16 protein-coding genes and 1 pseudogene are annotated in these 22,870 nt (G+C 68.4%); 13 read left to right on the plus strand and 4 right to left on the minus strand.

What is annotated here, in order from left to right:
- Positions 1–162: 162 nt before the first annotated feature.
- From ABKF58_RS05350 to ABKF58_RS05405, 12 genes and pseudogenes are all read left to right on the plus strand, one after another.
- The gene (locus ABKF58_RS05350) at positions 163–1,596 is read left to right on the plus strand and encodes an aminotransferase-like domain-containing protein (protein WP_482583692.1); all 1,434 of its coding nucleotides are present in this window, start codon (positions 163–165) and stop codon (positions 1,594–1,596) included.
- Positions 1,597–1,780: 184 nt separating this feature from the next.
- Positions 1,781–2,272, plus strand: a pseudogene (locus ABKF58_RS05355) (NAD(P)/FAD-dependent oxidoreductase); the annotation flags it as partial.
- A 55-nt stretch (positions 2,273–2,327) separates the two neighbouring features.
- Complete coding sequence (locus tag ABKF58_RS05360; protein WP_482583693.1) at positions 2,328–2,894, plus strand: NAD(P)/FAD-dependent oxidoreductase; 567 nt, start codon at positions 2,328–2,330, stop codon at positions 2,892–2,894.
- A 484-nt stretch (positions 2,895–3,378) separates the two neighbouring features.
- The gene (locus ABKF58_RS05365) at positions 3,379–4,107 is read left to right on the plus strand and encodes a response regulator (protein ID WP_482583695.1); all 729 of its coding nucleotides are present in this window, start codon (positions 3,379–3,381) and stop codon (positions 4,105–4,107) included.
- Between the two features lie 28 nt (positions 4,108–4,135).
- Positions 4,136–6,706, plus strand: a complete 2,571-nt coding sequence (locus tag ABKF58_RS05370; protein ID WP_482583696.1) for a hybrid sensor histidine kinase/response regulator — start codon at positions 4,136–4,138, stop codon at positions 6,704–6,706.
- 173 nt (positions 6,707–6,879) lie between these two features.
- Positions 6,880–8,148, plus strand: a complete 1,269-nt coding sequence (locus ABKF58_RS05375) for an ABC transporter substrate-binding protein (RefSeq protein ID WP_482583697.1) — start codon at positions 6,880–6,882, stop codon at positions 8,146–8,148.
- A gap of 263 nt (positions 8,149–8,411) precedes the next feature.
- The gene (locus ABKF58_RS05380; RefSeq protein WP_482583699.1) at positions 8,412–9,356 is read left to right on the plus strand and encodes a carbohydrate ABC transporter permease; all 945 of its coding nucleotides are present in this window, start codon (positions 8,412–8,414) and stop codon (positions 9,354–9,356) included.
- A 1-nt stretch (position 9,357) separates the two neighbouring features.
- On the plus strand, positions 9,358–10,188 hold the full coding sequence (locus ABKF58_RS05385) for a carbohydrate ABC transporter permease (RefSeq protein ID WP_008955467.1): 831 nt from the start codon (positions 9,358–9,360) through the stop codon (positions 10,186–10,188).
- Between the two features lie 6 nt (positions 10,189–10,194).
- Positions 10,195–11,823: an alpha-glucosidase family protein gene (locus tag ABKF58_RS05390; RefSeq protein WP_482583701.1), complete on the plus strand. Its 1,629-nt coding sequence runs from the start codon at positions 10,195–10,197 to the stop codon at positions 11,821–11,823.
- Complete coding sequence (locus tag ABKF58_RS05395) at positions 11,823–12,962, plus strand: ABC transporter ATP-binding protein (RefSeq protein WP_482584331.1); 1,140 nt, start codon at positions 11,823–11,825, stop codon at positions 12,960–12,962. Before ABKF58_RS05390 ends, ABKF58_RS05395 begins: the two co-directional genes overlap by 1 nt.
- Positions 12,963–13,114: 152 nt before the next feature.
- Positions 13,115–14,134: a porin gene (locus ABKF58_RS05400; protein WP_482583702.1), complete on the plus strand. Its 1,020-nt coding sequence runs from the start codon at positions 13,115–13,117 to the stop codon at positions 14,132–14,134.
- Between the two features lie 267 nt (positions 14,135–14,401).
- Positions 14,402–14,638: a hypothetical protein gene (locus tag ABKF58_RS05405; protein ID WP_294867865.1), complete on the plus strand. Its 237-nt coding sequence runs from the start codon at positions 14,402–14,404 to the stop codon at positions 14,636–14,638.
- Positions 14,639–14,766: 128 nt separating this feature from the next.
- Here the strand turns inward: ABKF58_RS05405 and ABKF58_RS05410 are convergent, their stop codons facing one another.
- Positions 14,767–17,826, minus strand: a complete 3,060-nt coding sequence (locus tag ABKF58_RS05410; RefSeq protein ID WP_482583703.1) for a transglycosylase domain-containing protein — start codon at positions 17,824–17,826, stop codon at positions 14,767–14,769.
- Between the two features lie 265 nt (positions 17,827–18,091).
- Here ABKF58_RS05410 and ABKF58_RS05415 point away from each other — a divergent pair, with 265 nt between their 5' ends.
- Positions 18,092–18,292: a DUF1059 domain-containing protein gene (locus tag ABKF58_RS05415; protein WP_482583704.1), complete on the plus strand. Its 201-nt coding sequence runs from the start codon at positions 18,092–18,094 to the stop codon at positions 18,290–18,292.
- Positions 18,293–18,574: 282 nt separating this feature from the next.
- On the opposite strand, the gene ABKF58_RS05420 is transcribed toward ABKF58_RS05415, so the two are convergent.
- The 3 genes from ABKF58_RS05420 to ABKF58_RS05430 form a co-directional block, all read right to left on the minus strand.
- Positions 18,575–19,573: a 2-hydroxyacid dehydrogenase gene (locus ABKF58_RS05420; RefSeq protein WP_482583705.1), complete on the minus strand. Its 999-nt coding sequence runs from the start codon at positions 19,571–19,573 to the stop codon at positions 18,575–18,577.
- A 15-nt stretch (positions 19,574–19,588) separates the two neighbouring features.
- Entirely contained in the window at positions 19,589–20,872 is a 1,284-nt protein-coding gene (locus tag ABKF58_RS05425) for an MFS transporter (RefSeq protein ID WP_482583707.1), read from the minus strand.
- Between the two features lie 80 nt (positions 20,873–20,952).
- Positions 20,953–22,656, minus strand: a complete 1,704-nt coding sequence (locus ABKF58_RS05430) for a PfkB family carbohydrate kinase (RefSeq protein WP_482583708.1) — start codon at positions 22,654–22,656, stop codon at positions 20,953–20,955.
- Between the last annotated feature and the right edge of the window lie 214 nt (positions 22,657–22,870).

The raw sequence follows: 22,870 nt of genomic DNA on the forward strand, positions 1-22,870 counted from the left end.
GTACGGGCGGCAGCCGCGCGCCTGGCCAGGACCGCTGCGCGGGGTTGGTTAACCGCTCAGATGTTATCGATGGCCCCAGCGTAGTCCCGCCGCGCGACGCCGCCTTCACACAACGCGCCAAACAGCTTAGGCTGGGCGCGATCTGTTCTATATAACAAGACGATGAACGCCACTCCGCATTACCAGCGCATCGCCGCCGAACTGCAGGCCCGCCTCGACGCCGGCGAATTCGTCCCCGGCAGCCGCCTGCCGGCGGTGCGCCGCCTGGCCGAGCACTACGGCGTCAATACCCTGACCGCGCTCGCCGCCTACCGCCTGCTGGAACAGCGCCAGAGCGTGGTGGCGCGCCCGCGCGCCGGCTTCTACGCCGCGCTGCCGCGCCGCGCGGCCCACCCCGAGCAGAGCGCGCCGCTGCCGGCGCCGGCGGCGCTGGTGCGGGTCGACAGCCGCGTCTCGCACCTGCTGCGCCTGTCCGGCTCGCGCCTCGCGCTGCAGCTGCACATGGCCGAGGCCGCCACCGCGCTCTACCCCACCGCCGAGCTGGCGCGCCGCCTGCAGCACACCTTGCTGCGCCAGCCGGAGCTGATCGGCGCCTACCTCGCCGAATCCGAACAGACCCGGCTCAAGCGCGAGATCGCCCGCCTCGCCGCCGGCGCCGAGCTCGATCTCACCCCCGGCGACATCCTGATGACCCAGGGCATCACCGAGGCCATCAGCCTGGCGCTGCGCCTGCTCACCCGCCCCGGCGACACCGTGGCGGTGGAAACCCCGGTCTACTTCGGCCTGCTGCAGACGCTGGAAAGCCTGGGCCTGAAGGCGCTGGAGATTCCCTGCACGCCGGACGCCGGGCTGTCGCTGGAGGCGCTGGAGTTCGCGCTGCGCCACGGCCCGGCGGTGCGGTGCCTGGTCACCGTGCCGCACTTCCAGAACCCCACCGGGGCGCTGATGCCGGACGACAACAAGAAGCGCCTGCTGCAGCTGGCGCGCCGGCACGGCGTGACGATCATCGAGGACGACGTGTTCGGCGACCTCTACTTCGGCCCCCGCCGCCCCACCCCGCTCAAGGCCTGGGACCGCGACGGCGAGGTGATCTACTGCGCCTCGTTCACCAAGAGCTTCGCGCCGTCGTTCCGCCTGGGCTGGCTCGCCGGCGGGCGCCACCACGCGGCGCTGGCACGCTTGCGCGAAAGCAGCTCGCTGGTGAGTTCGTCGCTGCTGCAGGTGGTGCTGGCCGACATGCTCGCGGCGGGCGATTACGCGCGCACCAGCCAGCGCCTGCGCCAGCAGCTGGCGCAGCAGATGCAGGCCACCGCCGACGCGGTGCTGGCGGCGTTCCCGCACGGCACGCGCGTGCGCCGGCCGCAGGGCGGGCTGCTGCTGTGGGTGGAATGCCCGGAGGGGGTGGATACCGCGCGGCTGCTGGAAGCCGCGCTGGCGCAGTCGATCAGCTTCGCCCCCGGCCTGCTGTTCTCGGCCGAGCCGCGCTTCAGCCACTGCCTGCGCCTCAACTTCGGCCAACCCTGGAGCGGGCAACTGGCCGACGCCATCACCCTGCTCGGCCGCCCGGCCACCGCGCAGCTGGCCGGACAGGATTGAGAACCTGTTCACGATCTGTCGCGAGCAGCCCTCAGCGGGGTGAAAAGCAGCGCAGGAACTGGAATGTACTGGAATACATGAGGACTCCCGATCGCTGAGCGAATCAATAGATTGGCACGCAGTGCACATGAGCCCCGATCAGGAATGCGCAGCAAGATCGTGAACGGGTTCTGAGGAAACGACCATGGACCACATCGACACCCTGGTGATCGGCGCCGGCGTCATCGGACTGGCGGTGGCGCGCGCGCTGGCCCTGCAAGGACACGAAGTCATCGTCGCCGAGGCCGAAGCCGCCTTCGGCCACCACACCTCGAGCCGCAACAGCGAGGTGATCCACGCCGGGCTCTACTACCCGACCGGCTCGCTCAAGGCGCGGCTGTGCCTGGCCGGGCGCGCATCGCTGTACCGCTATTGCGCCGCGCGCGCGGTGCCGCACCGCCGCCTCGGCAAGCTGCTGGTCGCCACCCAGGCCGGCGACGCGCCGCGGCTGACGCACATCGCCCAACGCGCCGCCGCCAACGGCGTGAGCGACCTGCGCTGGCTGGAACAGGCCGAGCTCGCCGACCTGGAGCCGGCGCTCGCCGGCCACACCGCGCTGTTGTCGCCCGCCACCGGCATCGTCGACAGCCACGCCCTGATGCTGGCGCTGCTGGCCGACGCCGAAGCCGCCGGCGCGCTCTTGGCGCTGGCCTCGCCGGTGGTCGGCGGGCGCATCGAGCCGGACGGCACTGGTGCTCACCATCGGCAGCGACACCCCGTACTACCTGCACGCGCGCCGCGTGGTCAACGCCGCCGGGCTGTGGGCGCAGCGCGTCGCGGCGGCCATCGACGGCCTGCCGGCAGACTCCATTCCCCCGCTGCATTACGCGCGCGGCGTGTACTTCACGCTGAGCGGACGCGCGCCGTTCTCGCACCTGATCTACCCGCTGCCGGTGGCGGGCGGACTGGGCACCCACCTCACTCTCGACCTCGCCGGCCAGGCGCGCTTCGGCCCGGACGTGGAATGGGTGGACGCGGTGGACTACCGCGTCGACCCGGCGCGCGCGGGCTGCTTCTACCAGAGCATCCGCCAGTGGTGGCCGGCGCTGCCGGACGGCGCGCTGCAGCCGGGTTACGCCGGCATCCGCCCCAAGCTCGCCGCGCCGGACCAGGCCGACGCCGATTTCGTGATCCAGGACGAGCGCCAACACGGCGTGCCGGGGCTGATCAACCTCTACGGCATCGAATCGCCGGGGCTGACCAGCTGCCTCGCGCTGGCCGACGAGGTGGCGCGGCGGCTGGCGCCAGGCGCCGTGTAACAATTGAAACACATCGCGCCGCGCTTTCTGTTATGAACCAGTGCATGCTCTGTGAGGATCGACAGAGCTCGGCATCTACAATCGAACTCGGAGCCAAGACAAAACCGACTCGTCCCTATCCCCGTTGGCCTGTGCCGTTTGGACGGGGTAGGGCAAGGTTTTAAGCCGCCGCCTGTTTGAGCGATTTGACGTTAGCAAATGCGTCCGCTGAGCAAATCTCCGCGTGCCAATCTCCGATTGGCCCAGCGATGGATTTGCACGCATGGAGTTCGGCGGCGCCTTGCCCTGCCCTGGTCAAGCGGGAATTCACGGGCCGTCGGGGTCGCCTGGGGTTGCAAGGGGGCTGGCGACACAGCCCCCTTGCCTGCCGGCGGTCAGCACCGCTTGAAATGTCGTCCGCGCAGCTGACACAAAAGCCCGACTCAATAAGAAACGGGATGCCAAACATCGTGAACAACACGATGAATAAGGAGGAGCCCCCCGCATGGACGACAAGCACCGCATCCTGATCGTCGACGACGAGACCGAGGTGCGCGACTGGCTCGGCGCGCTGCTGGAGGACGGCGGCTTCGCCCCGCACGGCGTAGCCGACGGCGCGGCGATGCGCCAGGCCCTGGCGGCACAGCGCTTCGCGCTGGTGATCCTCGACCTCAGGCTCAAGGGCGAGGACGGCCTGATGCTGGCGCGCGAGCTGCGCGGCCAGTCCGCCGTGCCGATCATCATGATGAGCGGCAAGGGCGACGAGACCGACCGCGTGCTGGGGCTGGAACTGGCCGCCGACGACTACCTGACCAAGCCGTTCTCCGGGCGCGAACTACTGGCGCGCGTGCGCGCCGCGCTGCGCCGCACCACCGAGCTGTCGATCCCGCTGCAGCGCCACCCGGGCAAGGCGCACGAGTGCTACGCCTTCAACGGCTGGCTGCTCGACCTGACCGCGCGCGAGCTGCGCCAGCCGGACGGCACGCCGTGCGCGCTGACGCAGGGCGAGTTCTCGCTGCTGGCGACGCTGGTGCGCCACCCGCAGCGGGTGTGGAGCCGCGAGCAGCTGCTGGAGCAGACGCGCGGCCTCGACACCGAGGTGTACGACCGCACCATCGACGTGCTGATCCTGCGCCTCAGGCGCAAGATCGAGCCGAACCCGCGCCACCCCGAACTGATCTGCACCGAGCGCGGCCTGGGCTACCAGTTCCGCGCCGCGGTCAGCCGCCCTTGAGGTCCGCCGTGCCCTTCTCCCCCAACCCGTGCGTTCCGCCTGGTCGCAGCCGATCCGCACCCGGCTGCAGGCGGCGTTCGCGGCGATGTTCGTGCTGATGCTGGCGGTGACCCTGGTCGGCGTCAGCGGCATGCGCACCACGCTCGACACCCTCACCGGCTTTCGCGAGGAGGTGATGCCGGAGCTGGCGCGCGTGCTGGAGCTGGCGGAAAAGGTGTCGCAGGTGGCCGCCATCGCCCCCAACCTGGCCGACAATTACGCCCCCGACACCCTGCCCGACGACGTGCAGCGGCTGCAGGCGCTGATGGGCGACATCCAGCGCCTGTCGCTGGCGCTGCCGCCGCAGGCCGACCGCCGCCTCGCGGTCAGCAGCATGCTGGACGGCGCCGGACACGACCTCGAGCAACTGCTGCTGTTGTCCGGCGACAAGCGCCACCACCAGCAGGCGCTCGACGCCTACCGCCTGCGCCTCGACCACCTGCTCGACCAGCTCGGCCACGGCGGCGTGGTGCGCAGCGCGCCGACCCTGCTGCCGTTGTGGCACACGCTGCAGGCGGTGCCGCTGGCGCGCGACCGTGCCGCGCTGGGCGCGCTGGAAGCCGACGCCGAAGCGCTGCTGCTGGCGATGCAGCGGCGCGGCGAGACGCGCTACCTGCCGCCCTGGCTCCACACCGAGCTGGACGTGATCTGCTGCACGCCGCAGAACCTGTTCGAGCAGCGCCGCCAGGTGCTCGCCACCGACGAGCGCATAGCGCTGCTGCTGCAGCTCTACCGCAGCAACGCGGTGCAGCTCAGCCAGCGCACCGCCGCCTACGTGCAGGAACTGCGCGCGCTGGCCGACAATCGCAGCCGCCGCGTGCAGGTCACCATCCGCTCCGGCATCAGCGGACTCACCGTGCTGGCGGCGGTCGGCGTGCTGGTGGCGCTGTTGGCGGCGGGCTACGTGCGGCGCGTGGCGCGGCAGATGCAGTCGATCTCGCGCGTGATGAGCCGGCTCGCCGCCGGCGACACCGCGCAGGCCACCCCCGCCACCGAACGCGCCGACGAGATCGGCGAGCTGGCGCGGGCGTTCCAGGTGTTCCGCGACAACCTCCTGGAAAAGCAGCGCCTGGCGCAGGGCCTGGAGGCGCAGCGCCGGCTGCTGCAGACGGTGTTCGCCAGCATGAACGACGGCCTCTCGGTGTACGACGCCGACGGCGCGCTGATGGTGTGGAACCCGCAGTTCCCGGCCCTGCTCGGCATCGACCCGGCGCGGCTCAGCAGCGGCCTGCCCTACCCCGCGCTGCGCACGGCGATGCCCGCCGGCACGCGCTGGCAGGCGGTGGCGGCCGATACCGCGGCGCACACCGCCGACGGTCGCGAGCGCATCGCCAGCGCCGCCGAGCTGCACCTGCCTGACGGCCGGGTGCTGGAATTCCGCAGCCGCGCCATGCCGGAGGGCGGCTGGGTGGCGGTGTGCCGCGACGTCTCGGCGCGCCGCGTCGCCGAGGCGCAGTTGCAGCAGATGCAGAAGATGGAGGTGCTGGGCCAGCTCACCGGCGGCGTGGCGCACGACTTCAACAACTTCCTGGTGGCGATCCTCGGCAACCTCGAGCTGCTGGAGCAGCGTGACGACCTGCCCGACGACGCGCGCCGCCGCCTGGAACGCGCCCACGGCGCCGCCAACAAGGCGGCGGCGCTGACGCGCCGGCTGCTGGCCTTCGCCCGGCGCCAGCCGCTCACGCCGGAGATCGTCGACCTCGACGACATGCTGCAGGAAATGCTCGACCTGATCGAATACAGCGTCGGCGAGGGCATCGCCGTCACGGTGCAGGCCGAACCCGGGCTGCGTGTCTGCGTCGACCGCGGCCAGCTGGAAAACGCCGTGCTCAACCCGGCGCTCAACGCGGCGCAGGCGATGCCGGACGGCGGCCGGCTCGACCTCGTCGCGCGCCGCGACGACGGCGCCACGCCGCTGTCCGGCCCGGCGCTGTGCCTCTCCGTGCGCGACACCGGGCGCGGCATCCCGCCCGAGGTGCTGCCGCACGTGCTGGAACCGTTCTTCACCACCAAGGAACAGGGCAAGGGCAGCGGGCTCGGCCTGTCCATCGTGTACGGCTTCCTGCGCCAGAGCGGCGGCGACGTCGGCATCGACAGCACCCCGGGCCAGGGCACCACGATCTCGCTGTGGCTGCCGCCCGCCGCGCCGCACTGCACCCTGGAGCGCGGTCCCGCCGCGCTGCCCGCCACGCTGCCGCCGCGCCGCGTGCTGCTGGTGGACGACGACGCCGACGTGCGCGACACCGCCATGGCGCTGCTGCAGCAACTGGGCGCCACGGTGCACGCGGTGGCCGGCGAGGCGGCGGCGCTGGACTGGCTCGCCGCCGGCGGCGCGGCCGAGCTGGTGCTGTCGGACGTGATGCTGGGCGAGGGCGGCGACGGCGTGCGCCTCTACCGCCGCCTGCAGCAGGCGCATCCCGGCCTGGCGGTGGTGCTGACCTCCGGCCTGCCGCCGGAATACCACGCCCGGCGCAGCGACTGGCCGGCCGGCGCGCCGTTCCTGGCCAAGCCCTACACCCTGCCGGAACTGGCACGGCTGTTGGCCCGGGACGCCGGCTAAGCCGCCAAGGTTGGCCGAAGCCGCCCTGTTGCAATTGTTAACGCCGCACCCCGCACCATGAAATTTGCCATTAACGCCAGCGCGGTTAGATGGGTACAGGACATCGTGAGTCAGCCGCGCCACACCCCGGCACACCACGCGATGTCGACCACAACAAGGAGGAGAGACCCGTCATGAAAATCGCGTTGATGAGCGCCGCCGCCGTGCTGGCGCTGGCCGGCACCGCCGAAGCCGCTACCCTGCGTCTCGAATGCGGCGCGCCGGGACCGGGCCAGAATGTGTGCATGGACTCGGCCAAGGAATGGGCCAAGAAGACCGGCAACGAAGTGCAGTTCGTGGCGACGCCGAACGACTCGAACGAGCAACTGGCGCTGTTGCAGCAACTGCTCGGCAGCGGTTCGGACAAGATCGACGTGCTGCAGATCGACGTGGTCTGGCCCGGCATCCTGGCCAACCAGCTGCTGGACCTGAAGCCCTACAGCAAGGGGGCGGAAAAGCAGCACTTCGCCAGCATCGTCGCCAACAACACCGTGGCGGGCAAGCTGGTCGCCATGCCCTGGTACATCGACACCGGCATGATGTACTACCGCAAGGACCTGCTCGACAAATACCACCTGAAAGCGCCGACCACCTGGGACGAGATGACCGCGGCGGCCAAGAAGATCCAGGACGCGGAGCGCGCCGCCGGCAACGACAAGCTGTGGGGCTACGTCTGGCAAGGGCGTGCCTACGAGGGGCTGACCTGCAATGCGCTCGAGTGGGTGTCGAGCTTCAACGGCGGCACCGTCGTCGACGCCAAGGGCAAAGTGACCATCAGCAACCCGAACGCCGCCAAGGCGCTCGACACCGCCGCCAAGTGGGTGGGCACCATTTCGCCCAAGGCGGTGCTGAATTTTGCCGAAGAAGAGGCACGCGGCGTCTTCCAGTCCGGCAACGCGGTGTTCATGCGCAACTGGCCGTACGCCTGGTCGGTGATGAACCAGGACGGCAGCGCGGTCAAGGGCAAGGTCGGCGTGATGATGCTGCCCAAGGGCGGCAACGCCGGCCGCCATGCCGCCACGCTGGGCGGCTGGCAGCTCGCCGTGTCGCGTTACTCGAAGAACCCCAAGCTGGCCGCCGACCTGCTGCTGTACCTGACCAGCGCAGAAGCGCAGAAGTACCGCGCCATCGCGGGCTCGTTCAACCCCACCATTCCGGCCCTGTACAAGGACCCGGACATCATCAAGGCCAGTCCGTTCATGGCCGAGCTCTACCCCACCTTCGCCAGCGCCGTGCCGCGCCCGTCCACCGTGACCACCAGCAAGTACAACCAGGTGAGCAACCAGTTCTGGAACGCCGCCCACGACGTGCTGTCGGGCAACGCCAAGTCGGCCGACGCGCTGGCGCAGCTGGACGGCACGCTCAAGCGGCTGGCTCCGGCAGGCTTCGTCGCCGCCAAGTAATTCTCCCCTTCGCCCGCGTACATCGCTCTCCGCACAGCGGGGCGCGGGCCTTTTCTTGTTCCAAAAAGCATGAGGAACGAAAACGCGAAGGCAAGTTGAGCGGGGCCGCAGACCGTACACACGGTACGGCCAGGCTCGCTGAGCGAATCTCTGCGTGCAAATCCTTGATTTGCCCAACGATAGATTCGCACGCAGTCCGCACAACGCATGCCGACAACGTTAGCGTTTCTCAGGCGCATTGGAATCACCCTGGAGAGTCTTCCATGACGAGTCAAACCCTGACCTCGGCGGCCCCCGCGCGTCCGTCGTCCGCCGAGTCCTCGCTGCAGCGCTCGCGCCAGCGCACGGCCTGGCTGCTGGTGGCGCCGGCGCTGGTGGTGCTGCTGGCCATCGCCGGCTGGCCGCTGCTGCGCACCATCTGGTTCAGCCTGACCAATGCGCAGTTGGGCGACCTGACGCAGCTGCAGTTCGTCGGGCTGGACAACTATATCGGCGAGAACGGCGTGCTGCGCGATGCCGCGTGGTGGAGCGCGGTGGCCAACACGCTGCGCTTCTCCGTGATATCGGTCACGCTGGAAACCCTGCTCGGGCTTAGCGTGGCGCTGCTGCTCAACACGCCGTCGCGCGTACGCACCCTGCTGCGCGCCGCCGTACTGGTGCCGTGGGCGATCCCGACCATCGTGTCGGCCAAGATGTGGAGCTGGATGCTCAACGACCAGTACGGCGTGATCAACGTGCTGCTGCAAAGCCTCGGCCTGATCGACCATCCGCTGGCCTTCATCGCCGATCCGGACCTGACGTTTTTCACCATCATCCTGGTCGACGTGTGGAAGACCACGCCCTTCATGGCGCTGCTGATGCTGGCCGCGCTGCAGATGGTGCCCTCCGACTGCTACGAGGCCGCGCGCGTCGACGGCGTGCCGCGGCTCCGGGTGTTCAGCCACATCACGCTGCCCCTGATCCTGCCCGCCGTGCTGGTGGCCATGGTGTTCCGCGCGCTCGATGCGCTGCGCGTGTTCGACCTGATCTACGTGATGACCTCGAACAGCCGCCTGACCAAGAGCATGTCGGTGTACGTGCGCGAACAGCTGGTGGACTTCCAGCAGGTCGGCTTCGGCTCGGCCTCGGCCACCGTGCTGTTCCTGGTGATCGTGCTGTTCACCGCCGGCTACATGGCCTTCACCCGCCGCCGCATGCAAGGAGTATGAGATGAAAAAGCATCCGGTAGAGACCCTGCTGTATTACGTCGCGGTGGCGCTGGTGATGGTGATCAGCCTGTTCCCGTTCTTCTACACCATCAGCTCGTCGCTCAAGCGCGGCAACGAGCTGTTCTCGACCTCGCTGTGGCCGGCGCACCCGTCGTTCAGCAACTACGCCAGCCTGTTCCGGGACCAGCCGTTCGGCGCCTACCTGCTCAACTCGGTGCTGGTATCGGGCGGCGCGGTGCTGCTGTCGCTCGGCGTCTCGGTGCTGGCCGCGTACGCACTCGGCCGGGTGTCGTTTCGCGGCCGCGGCGTGCTGATGATGACCATCCTCGGCGTGTCGATGTTTCCGCAGGTGGCCATCCTGTCCGGCCTGTTCGAACTGGTGCGCGCGCTCGGTCTGTACGACCGCCTGGGCGCGCTGGTGCTGACCGACCTGATCTTCACGTTGCCGTTCACCATCTGGGTGCTGGTCACCTTCATGCGCGAGCTGCCCAAGGAGCTGGAAGAGGCGGCGCTGATGGACGGGGTCGGCGTGTTCACGCTGATCTTCCGCATCTTCCTGCCGCTGTTGTTGCCGGCGTTGGCCGCCACCTCGCTGCTGGCCTTCATCGGCGCCTGGAACGAGTTCCTGTTCGCGCTCACCTTCACCATCTCGCCCGAGCAGCGCACCGTGCCGGTGGCCATCTCGATGATCTCGGGCGGCAGCAGCTTCGAACTACCGTGGGGCACCATCATGGCCGCCTCGGTGATCGTGACCGTTCCATTGATCCTGCTGGTACTGCTGTGCCAGCGCCAGATCGTCTCCGGCCTCACCGCCGGCGCAGTCAAGGGGTAATACATCATGCAACAGCACAATCCAAACTGGTGGCGCGGTGCCGTCATCTATCAGGTTTATCCGCGCAGCTTCCAGGACAGCAACGGCGACGGCATCGGCGATCTGCCGGGCATCACCCGCCGCCTGCCGCACATCGCCGGCCTGGGCGCCGAGGCGATCTGGATCTCGCCGTTCTTCAAGAGCCCGATGGCCGACTTCGGCTACGACGTGGCCGACTACTGCGACGTCGACCCGATGTTCGGCACCCTGGCCGACTTCGACGCGCTGGTGGCCCGCGCCCACGAACTGGGCCTCAAGGTGCTGATCGACCTGGTGCTGAGCCACACCTCGGACCAGCATCCGTGGTTCGTCGAGAGCCGCGCCAACCGCGACAACACGCGCGCCGACTGGTACGTGTGGGCCGACGCCCAAGCCGATGGCACGCCGCCCAACAACTGGCTGAGCGTGTTCGGCGGCTCGTCCTGGCAGTGGGACACCCGGCGCGAGCAGTACTACCTGCACAACTTCCTGGCCAGCCAGCCCGACCTCAACTTCCACAACCCCGCGGTGCAGGACGCGCTGCTCGACGTGGCGCGCTTCTGGCTGGAGCGCGGCGTGGACGGCTTCCGCCTCGACGCGATCAACTTCGGCACCCACGACGCGCAGCTGCGCAACAACCCGCCGCGTCCGGCCGAGATGGACAGCCCGGGTGCGCCGCGCAGCAACCCCTACACCCACCAGCGCCACCTCTACGACAAGACCCAGCCGGAGAACCTGCTGTTCCTGGCGCGGCTGCGCCAGCTGATCGACCAGTACCCGGGCGCGGTCACCGTCGGCGAGATCGGCGACGACCTGCAATACCCGACGCTGGCCGCCTACACCCGGGGCGACGAGCACCTCCACATGGCGTACGTGTTCACCCTGCTCACCGAGCACTGCGCCGCGCCGTACCTGCACGGCGTGCTGGCCGACTACCTGCGCGAAGCCGGCGACGCGTACGCCTGCTGGTCGCTCGGCAACCACGACGTGCCGCGCATCGCCAGCCGCTGGCAGGCGCTGGGTGGCAGTCCCGAGGCGCGCGCCAAGCTGCTGCTGGCGTTCCTGCTGGCGCTGCCCGGCGCGCTGTGCCTGTACCAGGGCGAGGAACTGGCGCTGGCCGAAGCCGAGGTGCCGTTCGAACTGCTGCAGGACCCGTACGGCAAGACCATGTGGCCCGAGTACAAGGGGCGCGACGGCTGCCGCACCCCGATGGTGTGGGACAGCAGCGCCCAGGGCGGTTTCAGCAACGGCACGCCGTGGCTGCCGGTGTCGCCGCAGCACCTCGAACGCACGGTGGCCCATCAAGAAGCCCGTGCTGACTCGACGCTGGCGTTTTACCGTCATCTGATCGAATGGCGCCGCGCGTATCCGGCGCTGCGGCTTGGCAGCATGACGCTGCTGGCGCCGCATGAGCAGGTTCTGGCCCTGGTGCGCGAACTCGACGGCGACCGCATCCAGTGCGTGTTCAACCTGTCTGACCGCCCCGCCACGCTGCCGCTGGCCGGCCACGCCCAGTTGCTCGCTGGCAACGGCTTCGACGCCGACCTCGCGGGCACGGAATTGACCTTGCCGCCGCTTTCCGCCGCCTTCCTCCGTCTCTCTGCAGGAGAAGCATGATGTGCCAGATTCGTCTCGATAATGTCCAGAAACGCTTCGGCGACACCCCTATCCTGGCCGACATCCAGCTGACCGTGGAAGCCGGCGAGTTCTGCGTCTTCATCGGCCCCTCCGGCTGCGGCAAGTCCACCCTGCTGCGCCTGATCGCCGGGCTGGAAGACACCAGCGCCGGCAACATCCACATCGACGGCGTGCGCGTCAACGACCTGGCGCCGGCCAAGCGCGACGTCGCCATGGTGTTCCAGAGCTACGCGCTCTACCCGCACATGACGGTGTACGACAACATGGCCTTCGGCCTGCGCCACCTCAAGCTCGGCCCGGCAGAGATCGACCGCCGCGTGCGCGCCGCGGCCGAATCGCTGCACCTGGCCGCGCTGCTCGAGCGCAAGCCGGGCGCGCTGTCCGGCGGCCAGCGCCAGCGCGTGGCGATCGGCCGCGCCATCGTGCGCCAGCCCAAGGTGTTCCTGTTCGACGAGCCGCTCTCCAACCTCGACGCCTCGCTGCGCGTCAAGACACGCGTCGAGATCGCCCGCCTGCACCGCTCCCTGGGCCGCGCCAGCATGATCTACGTCACGCACGACCAGACCGAAGCGATGACGCTGGCCGACAAGATCGTGCTACTCAAGCCCCTGGCCGGGAAGGACGGCGTGCCCAGCATCGCCCAGGTCGGTCATCCGCTCGAGCTCTACCACCATCCGCGCAACCGCTTCGTCGCCAGCTTCATCGGCTCGCCGTCGATGAACTTCATCGACGCCACGCTGCAACACGCCGGCGCCGATGGTCTCGCCTGCAGCGCCGGCGGCATCACCCTGCCCGCCGCCGCCGACGCCAGCGCGCTCCCGGCCGGCAGCAGCGTGACGCTGGGCATCCGCCCCGAGCACATCGCCGTCGGCCAAGGCCCGCTCAAGGGCCGCGTCATCCACCTCGAGCACCTGGGCGAACACAGCTACGCCTACCTCGAGACCCCGCTCGGCGCCACGCCGCTGATCGCCAAGCTGAGCGAGCAGCAGGCCGCCATCGGCGACACGCTGCCGTTCGCGCTGCCGGCGCCGCGCCTGCACGTGTTCGACGCCGAGGGCGACGCGCTGCCGCGGCTGAGCCGGCACGACGTGACACCGGCCGCCCTGGCCGCCCACTGAGGGCCGCTAACAGAACCCTCTTGGCGTCGTTGCACCGGGTTTTGTTAGCCACTCCGAATCACCACAAGCAAAAAAACGGCGGCACCCCCTTGCCCATTGCACGGTAAGGAAGGGCGACCGCCGTCTATCACCAGCAGAGAGGGAATGGAGACATGAAACTGAACTACCTGATCGTGGCACTGGCCGGTCTGTCCGCCACCGCGTACGCCGACGTCAGCCTCATCGGCAAAATGGAAGGCGGCCTGCAACGCAAGAGCAACGTCGACGGCACGTATGTGAACGGCGTCAAGGACTTCGGCTCGGAAATCGACTTCGTCGGCAGCGAGGACCTGGGCGACGGCATGAAGGCGATCTGGCAGATGAACAACAACGTGCACCTGGACGGCGGCCAGGCCGGTGACACCTTCGCCTCCGGCGACACCTTCGTCGGCCTCTCCGGCGCGTTCGGCGCGGTCAAGCTCGGCCACGGCGTCAACGCCTACGGCGACAACTACTACGGCGCCAACTTCTACGACGTTGGCGACCACGGCGCGGACCGCGGCATCGGCGGCGTACTGGGGCTGGGCGACGCCGGCGGCCAGAAGGGCGCGATCAAGTACGAAACGCCGAAGTTCGGCCACTTCAACGCCGCGGCCAGCTGGGCGGCCGGCGAAAAAGGCAACGGCAGCGCGGCCGGCAACGCCTGGGCGCTCGGGGGCAACTTCGAGGGCGCCAACTACGGCCTGCACGCCGGCTACAGCCGCCAGGACCTAGTCAATGGCGCGGCCGGGGCCTACAGCGCCGTCGGCCACGCCACCGACTGGGTGATGTCCGGCAAGCTGACCCCGTTCTACGGGCTGACCATGGGCCTGGAGTACAACCACGCCACGCTGTCGGCCACCGCCGGCGCCCTGACCGGCTCCTCCCTGGTGGTGCCGGCCGATCCGGCCGCCATGAAGAGCGTGGCGCTGCACGCCGAGTACAAGCCGGACCGGTTTGCGCTGCGCCTCTCGGTCACCCACACCGACAATTACAAGTACGTTTCCGACCAGAAGCGCAACGAGTTCGTACTGGGCACCAGCTACAACCTGTCCAAGCGCACCGCGCTGCTCGCCGAGTACCTGCACAGCAAGGTCAGTACCGACGAGCGCGCCAGCAGCGAACTGGTGATCGGGCTGCACACCGAGTTCTGAGTTCCGAACACACGCTCACCTCGGCCGCAGGCTCCTGCGGCCTCCTTCCCGGCCGCCCTCTGCGGCCGTTTTCCCCTCTCCGAGGCACCCGCCTGCTGGCGCGACAGCATGAGAGGTCTCCTTCACAATCTCTCCCTGATTTGGCAGAAAATCGGGTCAATAATGAGAATGGCTCTCGGGGCACCGGATGGTCTACGCCGCCCGCCGCTCTTGGCGTCACGGCGTGTCTTGCGCCCGATGGCCGTCACAACAACAAGGAGTCCGATCATGATCAGGTATGCATCCGCCGCCCTCGTCTCCGCCGCCCTGCTCGCCGGGCCGGCACTGGCCGCCAGCCCGGCCCAGCCGCAGCAAGAACAGGGCAAGCCCGCCACCAGCCTGCAACAGGCTACCGAGATCTACATTTCGACCAAGCTGGATTGCGACAACATGAGTCAATACCGCAAGGACCTGTGCCTGCGCGATGCCGAGGAAAAATACCAGCAAGCCAAACAAGCCGGCTAAACGCCGCTTGCCCGTGACGAGCGCCGTGGCGCTGCGCCGGCGTCCTGCGCCGATGGAATAGCTGCCCGCACGGCGCCCGGCCATCTCCCGCAACCCCACGCCCCGCCGCTAGCCAGCCCTTGCTCCGTTCAGGCCGGCGCGTGGCGGCAGGCCGGCGACTGACCGAGCGGCACGTTGAGCCCGGTGAGCCGGGTCAGCGTCGGCGCCAGCACCTTCATGATCTGCACCGGCAGGCCGCTGGTGAAGCCGTACTTGGCAGCTTCCGGTCCCTCCACGTAGGCGGTCAGGGTGCCGAAGTAGCGGTCGCCGATGAAGAACACGAAGGTGCCCGAGCGGCTCACCACGCGCGACGACAACAGCACCCCGCCCCTGCCGAAGGTGTCGAAGCGGTGGTCGCCGGTCCCGGTCTTGCCGCCCACCGGCAGCGGCGTGCCGTCCTGGGCGGTGAAGGCGCCCTTGAGCCGGGCGGCGGTGCCCTGCTCGACCACCTCGGTCAGCGCCTCGCGCGCCACCTGCGCCACTTCCACCGGCAGCAGCCGTTCGCCCTGGCTGCGCCGGTACGCCAGCGCCACTTCGTACGGGGTGTCGGCGGCGAAGTGCAGGCGGTCGATCAGGATGCTGGGCTGGCGGACGCCATCGTTCACCAGCACCCCCATCAGTTCGGCCAGCGCCGCCGGCCGGTCGGCCGACGCGCCAAGCGTGGTGGCGTAGGACGGCACCAGCGAATCGAACGGATAGCCCAGCCGTTTCCAGCCCTTGTGGATCTCGCGGAAGGCGTCTTCTTCCAGCAGCTGGCGGATACGCCGGTCCTGCCCGACCTTGTTGTGCGACTTGAACAGCCAGCCGTACACCTCCTGGCGCTGCTCGCGGCTCGCCGCGAGCGCCTGCGACAGCGTGGCCTTGGGCTCGCGCGCCGGGTAGCCCAGCAGCCACAGTTCCAGCGGGTGCACCCGGGCCAGGTAGCCGCGGTCGTTGAGGTTGAAGCGATCGATCGCGTAGTTGGCGTAGAGCTTGGCGATGTCCTTGTCGTCCAGCGACGAGTTGGGCAGGTGCGTCGTCAGGAAGCGGCGGAAGGCGTCCACCCCGGCCTCGGGATGCAGCGAGCGGTAGATCACCGCCAGCCGCACCGGGCTCGGCCGGATGCCCTGCACCAGCAGCTCCTCCGCCTCGGCCGGGCTCTTGCCGTGGTATTTCTGCCAGAAGCCGTGCAGGTACACCTTCCCCTCGCGGTCGGCGAAGCGCTGCAGGTAAGCCATGCGGCGCGGGTCGTTGGGATCGGACAGCAGCATGGTGCTGGACCCCGGCACCTGGTACATGTAATGGCGCACCACGTCGCGCATCAGGCGCACAAACACCAGGTTGACCGAATTGCGCAGGCCCTCGCGCACCGTGAGGATGCGGTAGTTGTCGAGCGGGTTGAAGTTGACGAAGGTGTGGATGCCGCCGCCGGTGAAGAACGCCTCGCCAGGGTTGGCCGAATACTTGCGCTCCATCGCCGCTTCCAGCATCGCCTTGAGGCTGCGGTCCTGCGCCGTTTTCAGGTAGTCGACCGCCCAGCGCGTGATGAAGTCGAGCTCCGCCACCGGGACTTTCTTCAACTCCTCCGGGCTCATCCCGACGTAACGCTGGTGCAGCCCGGCGACGATTTCCAGGTAGCTCACCAGGGTGCGCAGCTTGGCGGTGGAGCCCAGGTCGAGCTTGGTGCCGCGGTTGATGTCGAAAGGCTGGTCGTAGTTGTCGGTCTGCACCCGCACCAGGTTGACCCCCGGCGTGCGCTCGAACAGCGTGAAGCTGTAGATGACCTTGGCCGGGTCGCCGGTATCGAGCAGGCGCGGCGCGATCAGGCCGGCGTCGCGCGCCTTGTCCGGGTCGCGCAGGCCGTACAGCGTGGTGCTCGCCACCTGCTGCAGCGGCTGGTCCAGCGTGCTCTGGGCGCTCAGGTCGAGGTGGTCCAGATCGTACAGGCGCGGCAAGCCGAGCAGGCCGGCGATGCGGGTGCGCGTGGCGTTGGCGGCCTTGCGCTCGAGGAACGACACCGGCGGCGCGCTGATCGCCCCCGCGCGCAGCGCGAGCGGCTGGGCCAGCGCCGCGTCGCGCCAGGCCGGCGCGATCACGCCGGTCGAGGCGAGCAGGCGCAGGTAGCTGTCGGTGAGCTCCTCCAAGGGCTGCGGCGAACCGCTCAGGTAATACGACGGGCGGCGCTGCGCGATCATCAGGCTCAGCGCCTGCTTGTAGGCCAGCGCGCGCTCGGCCAGCGGCGCCGTGGTGTCGCCGGCCAGCAGCCGGTTGACGTCGGCCATGTCGCGGCCGTACCAAGCCCACAGCCCGTCGCCCAGGCCGTTGACCGCGCCGTAGCCGCTCTTGGCACTGAGCGGCACGGTATTGACGTAGTTCAGCGCGATCTGGCGGCGCTCGGCCGTGGTGTCCTCGCCGTTGCGGTAGGCGCGCACCGAGGCCGAAGCCATCTGCCGCAGCTTGTCCTTGGGACTGCCGGTACGCCCACCCTCGGAATGACGGTACTTCTCGATCTGGGTGGCGAGCGTGCTGCCACCGGAGGTATCGACGTCGGACATGAAGACGCTCTGCACCCGCTCGATCACCGCCTTGGAGAAGCGTCCCCAGTCCACCGCCGGGTTGCGTGTCGGGTTGCGGTCGTCGAGCAGCTCGCGGTTCTCGATGAACAGCAGCGACTGCATCAGGATCGGCGGAATGGACTCGAAGCTGTGGTAGGTGCGTTCCGGGTAGCGCGCCGCAAACAGCGGCTCGCCGCTGCAGTCGGACACGTTGAGGCCGGCCTGCATCTTCTCGCGGTAGCTCGGGTACAGCCCGAAGTCGATCAGCTCGCGCTGGCTGAGCGACATGCGCGCCTGCTGCTCCACGACATAGCCCTGGCCTTGCAGCCGCTGCAGGAAGCCCGGCAGCGCGGTATAGCCCAGCAGCTGGTCGTACGGGCCGGTCTTGGGATAGCGCAGCTCGCGCGCGGGCGCCGCTCCGGGCTGGAGTTTGAAGGTGAGGCGATGGTTCAGTTCGCTCAGGAAGCGCGCCTGCCAACGCGAACTGGTGACTTCCTCGGAGATCAGGTAGGCGGCGACGGCGATCAACGCCAGCACCACCAAGGCCACGATCACCCAGGGACGACGGATGACGGCTCTTACCCCGCGCAGCGCAGGATTCATGCCATTCGACATAAGCTCCCCCTTTCCTGCCTCTGAATCCTTTTCTTTCATAGTAGGCTACTCCCTGCGCAGATTTCTCCAGACACGATCGTCCCGCTCCGCTTATCTACACTATTCGCCTCTTTGCGCCCAAAGGCCACCCCGACACGCAGCAGAGGCGGGAGAAGATGGGAAAAGTGCTATAAATCAGGTGCAAACAGGTGAAAATCAATTCGCAGCAGCAGGGGTGTCGCCACCAGGATGACGCGCACGTCCCCAAGGGGCAAAGGAACGGACCATGGCCAGGAAATTCATAGACTGCCGGGAGCATCCGGGTACCCCGCAATGCACCGTGTCGATCGCCGCGGACAGCGAGGACGAGCTGTTGAGCGCCGCGGTGCAGCACGCGGTCGCAGTACACGGTTACCAGGATAGCCCGCAGCTGCGCGAGCAATTGCGCCAGATGTTCAAGGAAGAACACGTCGAGGCAGCACACTGAAACACCGCCCGGAGGGCAGGCAACAAAAAACGGCTCCCGCGGGAGCCGTTGTCGTTGGTGCAGCCGGCCGGACCGGCCGTCGGGAGAGGCACCCATGTCATTAACCTAGCGGACTGCCGGCTTGGTTGCCGGCAGCCATAACCGAACCGGCACCACGCCCATCCTGATGGCGCGAGCCGCCAAGGTTTCAGGCCGCCGCCGGTTTGAGCGGATGTGACGTTGGGAACGGGTTCACCGTCGCCCGAAACAAGCGCAGACCCGGTTAAGAACAGCTCAAGGCCATCAGCTGGCTTCCCCCAAGGTGGCAAAGGGCCGGGACGACGGGTTCACCACGGCCCGGGGGCGCTGTCCATTCAGGCCGGCGATCAAATTATCGACCGCCATCTCCGCCATGGCGAAGCGGGTTTCGTGCGTGGCCGAGCCGATGTGCGGCAGCGCCACCACATTCGGCAACTGCAGCAAGGGCGAATCGGCCGGCAGCGGTTCGTGCTCGAACACGTCGAGGCCGGCGCCGTGGATGGCGCCGCTCTTGAGCGCCTGGATCAGCGCGGCCTCGTCCACGATGGGCCCGCGCGAGCCGTTGATGAAGATGGTTTCCGGACGCATGCGCGCGAAGGCATCGGCGTCGATCAGCTTGTCCGTTTCCGCCGTCAGCGGCAGCACCACGCACACGAAGTCGGCACTGGCATAGAGCTCGTTCAGCCCGACGCGGCGCGCGCCGTAGGCCGCTTCCGCCTCCGGCACGGCGTGGCGGCTGTAATAGACCACGTCCATGCCGAAGCCCAGGTTTGCGCGCCGCGCCACCGCCCGGCCGATGCGGCCGAGGCCGATCAGGCCGAGCGTCTTGTGGTGCACGTCCACGCCGAAATGCGCCGGGCCGATGCTACGCTGCCAGTGGCCGGCCTTGACGAATTCGGCCAGCTCCACCACGCGCCGCGCCGTCGCCAGGATCAGCGCGAACAGGGTGTCGGCGGTGGTCTCGGTCAGCACGTCCGGCGTGTTGGCGAGCAGGATGCCGCGCCGGGTCAGGTAGTCAACGTCGAAGGTGTCGTAGCCGACCGAAATGGTCGAGATCACCTCGAGCTCGCGCGCCGGGTCGAGCAGCGCCGCGTCGATCCTGACGCTGGAGCCGATCAGCCCGTGCGCCCCGGCGACCGCCTCGGCAAAGGCGGCGCGGTTGCTATCGTTGACGCCGTCGAAGCCGACCACCTCGAACTGTTCGGCCAACCGCGCCAGCAGCGCCGGCGGCAGTTTCTTGTAGGCGACTACACGTTTTTTCATGGCAAGCATTCCGTCTCAGGGGTTGGCATGGCGGGCGGCCACCACGATGTCCGGCTGCGCCTCGGGGCGCACCAGCAGGGTGACCAGCGCGGACACGAACAGCGAGCCCGCCATGAAGATGTAGGAAGCGTCCGGGCTGCCGGTGGCGCTGTTCAGGTAGCCGACCAGGTAGGAGCCGAGGAAGCCGCCGAGCGCGCCGGTGCTGTTGATCAGCGCCATGGCGCCGCCGGCCACGTTCTTCGGCAGCATTTCCGGCACGATGGCGAAGAACGGGCCGTAGGGAGCGTACATTGCCGCACCCGCCACGGTCAGCAGCGCATAGGCGAGCCACAGGTGGCTACTGCCGGCCAGGTAGGAGCCAAGGAAGGCGAGCGCGCCGATCAGCAGCGGCGGCCACACGAACAGCTTGCGGTTGCGCAGCTTGTCGGAGAAGTGCGAGACCGCCAGCATGGCCAGCACCGCGGCAAGATACGGCAGCGCCGACAGCCAGCCGGTGGCCACCATGTCGAGCTTGGACGCTTCGCGCAGGATCGACGGCAGCCACAACACGAAGCCGTACACGCCGATGCTCCAGCAGAAGTACTGCAGACACAGCAGGATCACCTTGGGCTGGCGGAACGCCTCGCGGTAGTTCTTCACCGCCTTGAGCCCGACCTGCTCCTGCGCCAGCGCGGCGGCGAGCGCGGTTTTCTCCTGCTCGTCGAGCCAGCTGGCATCCGCTGGGCGTTCCTTTGCCGTCAGCGCCCATACCACCGCCCAGAGTACCGCCGGCAGCCCTTCGATGATGAACATCAGGCGCCAGCCGAACGCCTGCACCAGGTAGCCGGACAGGATCGACATCCACAGCACGGTCACCGGGTTGCCGAGGATCAGCACCGTGTTGGCGCGCGAGCGTTCGCCGCGGGTGAACCAGTTGCTGAGGTAAATCAGCATGGCCGGCATCACCGCGGCCTCGACCGCGCCGAGCAGGAAGCGGATCGCCAATAGCCAGTAAGCGTTGTGCACCATGCCGGTGAGCGTGGCGCAGCCGCCCCACAGGATCAGGCTCCAGAAGATCAGTTTCTTGACGTTGCGCTGCTGCGCGTAATACGCCGCCGGGATCTGGAAGAAAAAGTAGCCGAGAAAGAACAGCGCCCCGATCAGCGAGGCCATGCTCTTGCTGATGCTGAGGTCGGTCGACATGTGCGCGGCGGCGGCGAAGCCGTAGTTGGCGCGGTCGAGGTAGGCCGGGCTGTAGGTGATGAACACCATGGGCAGAACGAATAACCAGCGGCGGCTGGCGGCGGTACGCGACTCCATGTTTGTCTCCTTTATATGATTTATGTAGTGCTACATGACGGCTCGAACCGTTTTTCTTGTGTGTTGAAATCGTGTCCAGGTCAGGCGGGGCTGGCCGCCTCGAGCTCGGCGCGCGTGGGCAGTCCTTCCATGTCGCCGACCGATTGGATCGCGAAGGCGCCGACCCGATTGCCGCGTACCACCGCGGCGGCGAGCGGCAGGCCTTCGAGCAGCGCGCTCACCACCCCGGCGGCAAAGCCGTCGCCGGCGCCGACCGTGTCGATCACCTCGCCCACCGGAACAGCGGCGACGTAGCCCTGCTCGGAGGCGCTGCGGTAGTAGGCGCCCTCGGCACCGAGCTTGATCACTACCAGGCGCGCGCCCTGTACGAGGTAGAAGGCGGCGATGTCCTCCGGGGTGCGGCAGCCGGTGAGCAGGCGTCCTTCGGCGATACCGGGCAGCACCCAGTCGGCCTTGGCCGCCAGCGCGTTGATGCGGCGGATCATCTCGGCTTCGGATGGCCACAGGCTCGGGCGCAGGTTGGGGTCGAACGAGATGGTCTTGCCGGCGCCACGCATGAAATCGAGCGCGTGCAGGGCGAATTGCCAGGTGCCGTCGGACAGCGCCGGCGCCACGCCGGTGCAGTGGAAATGGCGTGCGGCGGAGAAATAGGCCGGGTCGAAGTCGGCACGCGACAGCCGGCTGGCGGCCGAGCCCTTGCGAAAATATTCGACGACGGGGTCGGAACCGTCGACGCAGCGTGACTTGAGCTGAAAACCGGTCGGGTAGCGCGGGTCGGTGGCGACGCAGCGGCAGTCGACCCCCTCCGCGGCCAGCGTGGCGCGCACAAAGCGACCGAACGCATCCTGGCCGAGCCGGCTCACCCAGCCCACCCGGTAGCCGAGGCGCGCCATGCCGATGCAGAAGTTGGTCTCCGCCCCGGCCAGGCGACGGCTGAAGTGTGCCACCGCGGCCAGCTCGCCCGGCTCGTCGGCCACGAACATCGCCATCGCCTCGCCGAAGGTGACCACGTCGAGCGTGTCGACCGCGTCTGGCGCTTGGGGCTCGGCGAGCAGCGCGACATAACGCGCGGTGAGCGCGGCCAGGTCGCCGCCGCTGAGCGGGAATTCGATCGCGCGCGGGATGTCGGCGCGAAAGTGCGCAAACAACCGGCGCCAGCCGGCATCGCTCTCGGATAGCGGCACCGCGTGCAGCTTGCCGCCGCGTGCTTCGACGCCCTTGCCGTGGAGATAGTCGACGTAAGGGGCGAGCGCCACGGCCGCCGCCAGCGGGTCGGTGCCAGTCCAGTGCCAGTTGCCGATGTCGAAGGTCATGCCGACCGGCACACCAGCGGCACGGCAGGCGGTAAAGAAGGCCACGAGCGGTGCCAGCGTGCCGCCGTGGGGGGTCTGGTCGTTTTCCACCAGCAGGCGGACCGGGCTGCCGGCCAGGCGCGGCGCGAGCGGGGCAAGATCGGAGACGGCGCCGTAGTGGCCGAGCGGCAGCTTGAGCGTGCTGGCGCCGAGTTCGACGGCTTCGGCGAGTGCCAGCTCCAGGCGGGCCAGATCGAGCTGGCCGTCCGTGCCGAACAGCTCCAGTGGCACGGAGTAGACCACGTCCAGATGCGAAGCGGCCAGCGCGTCGGCAAGCGGGCCGAGCAGCGGCGGTGAGGTGGGGAAGAGCTCGCGCCGGATCTCGATGCCGGCGGCGCCGGCCGCAGCGGCGAGCGCGATGAAATGCTGTTGGCCGTGCGTCTGCACCAGGCTTGCGCCGTAGGCGGACGTCACCACGTTGACTGCGTGCATGTGGGTTTTCCTCTTGCTCATTCGGCTGTCTCGGACCGATTTATGGAACCGGTTCCATAAACAGCGAAAAAACATGGCGCGCCGAGGCGAGCCATCGTTCCTGTTATTTTGTTACGGCGAATATAGCACCAGACTTGCGCAAAACAACAAGAATTTTATCGCTTGGATAAAAATGACAGTGGCTGTGTTGCGCGTAATACACGGCCTTTGCATC

The organism is Pseudogulbenkiania sp. AW2-16, from assembly GCF_056824575.1.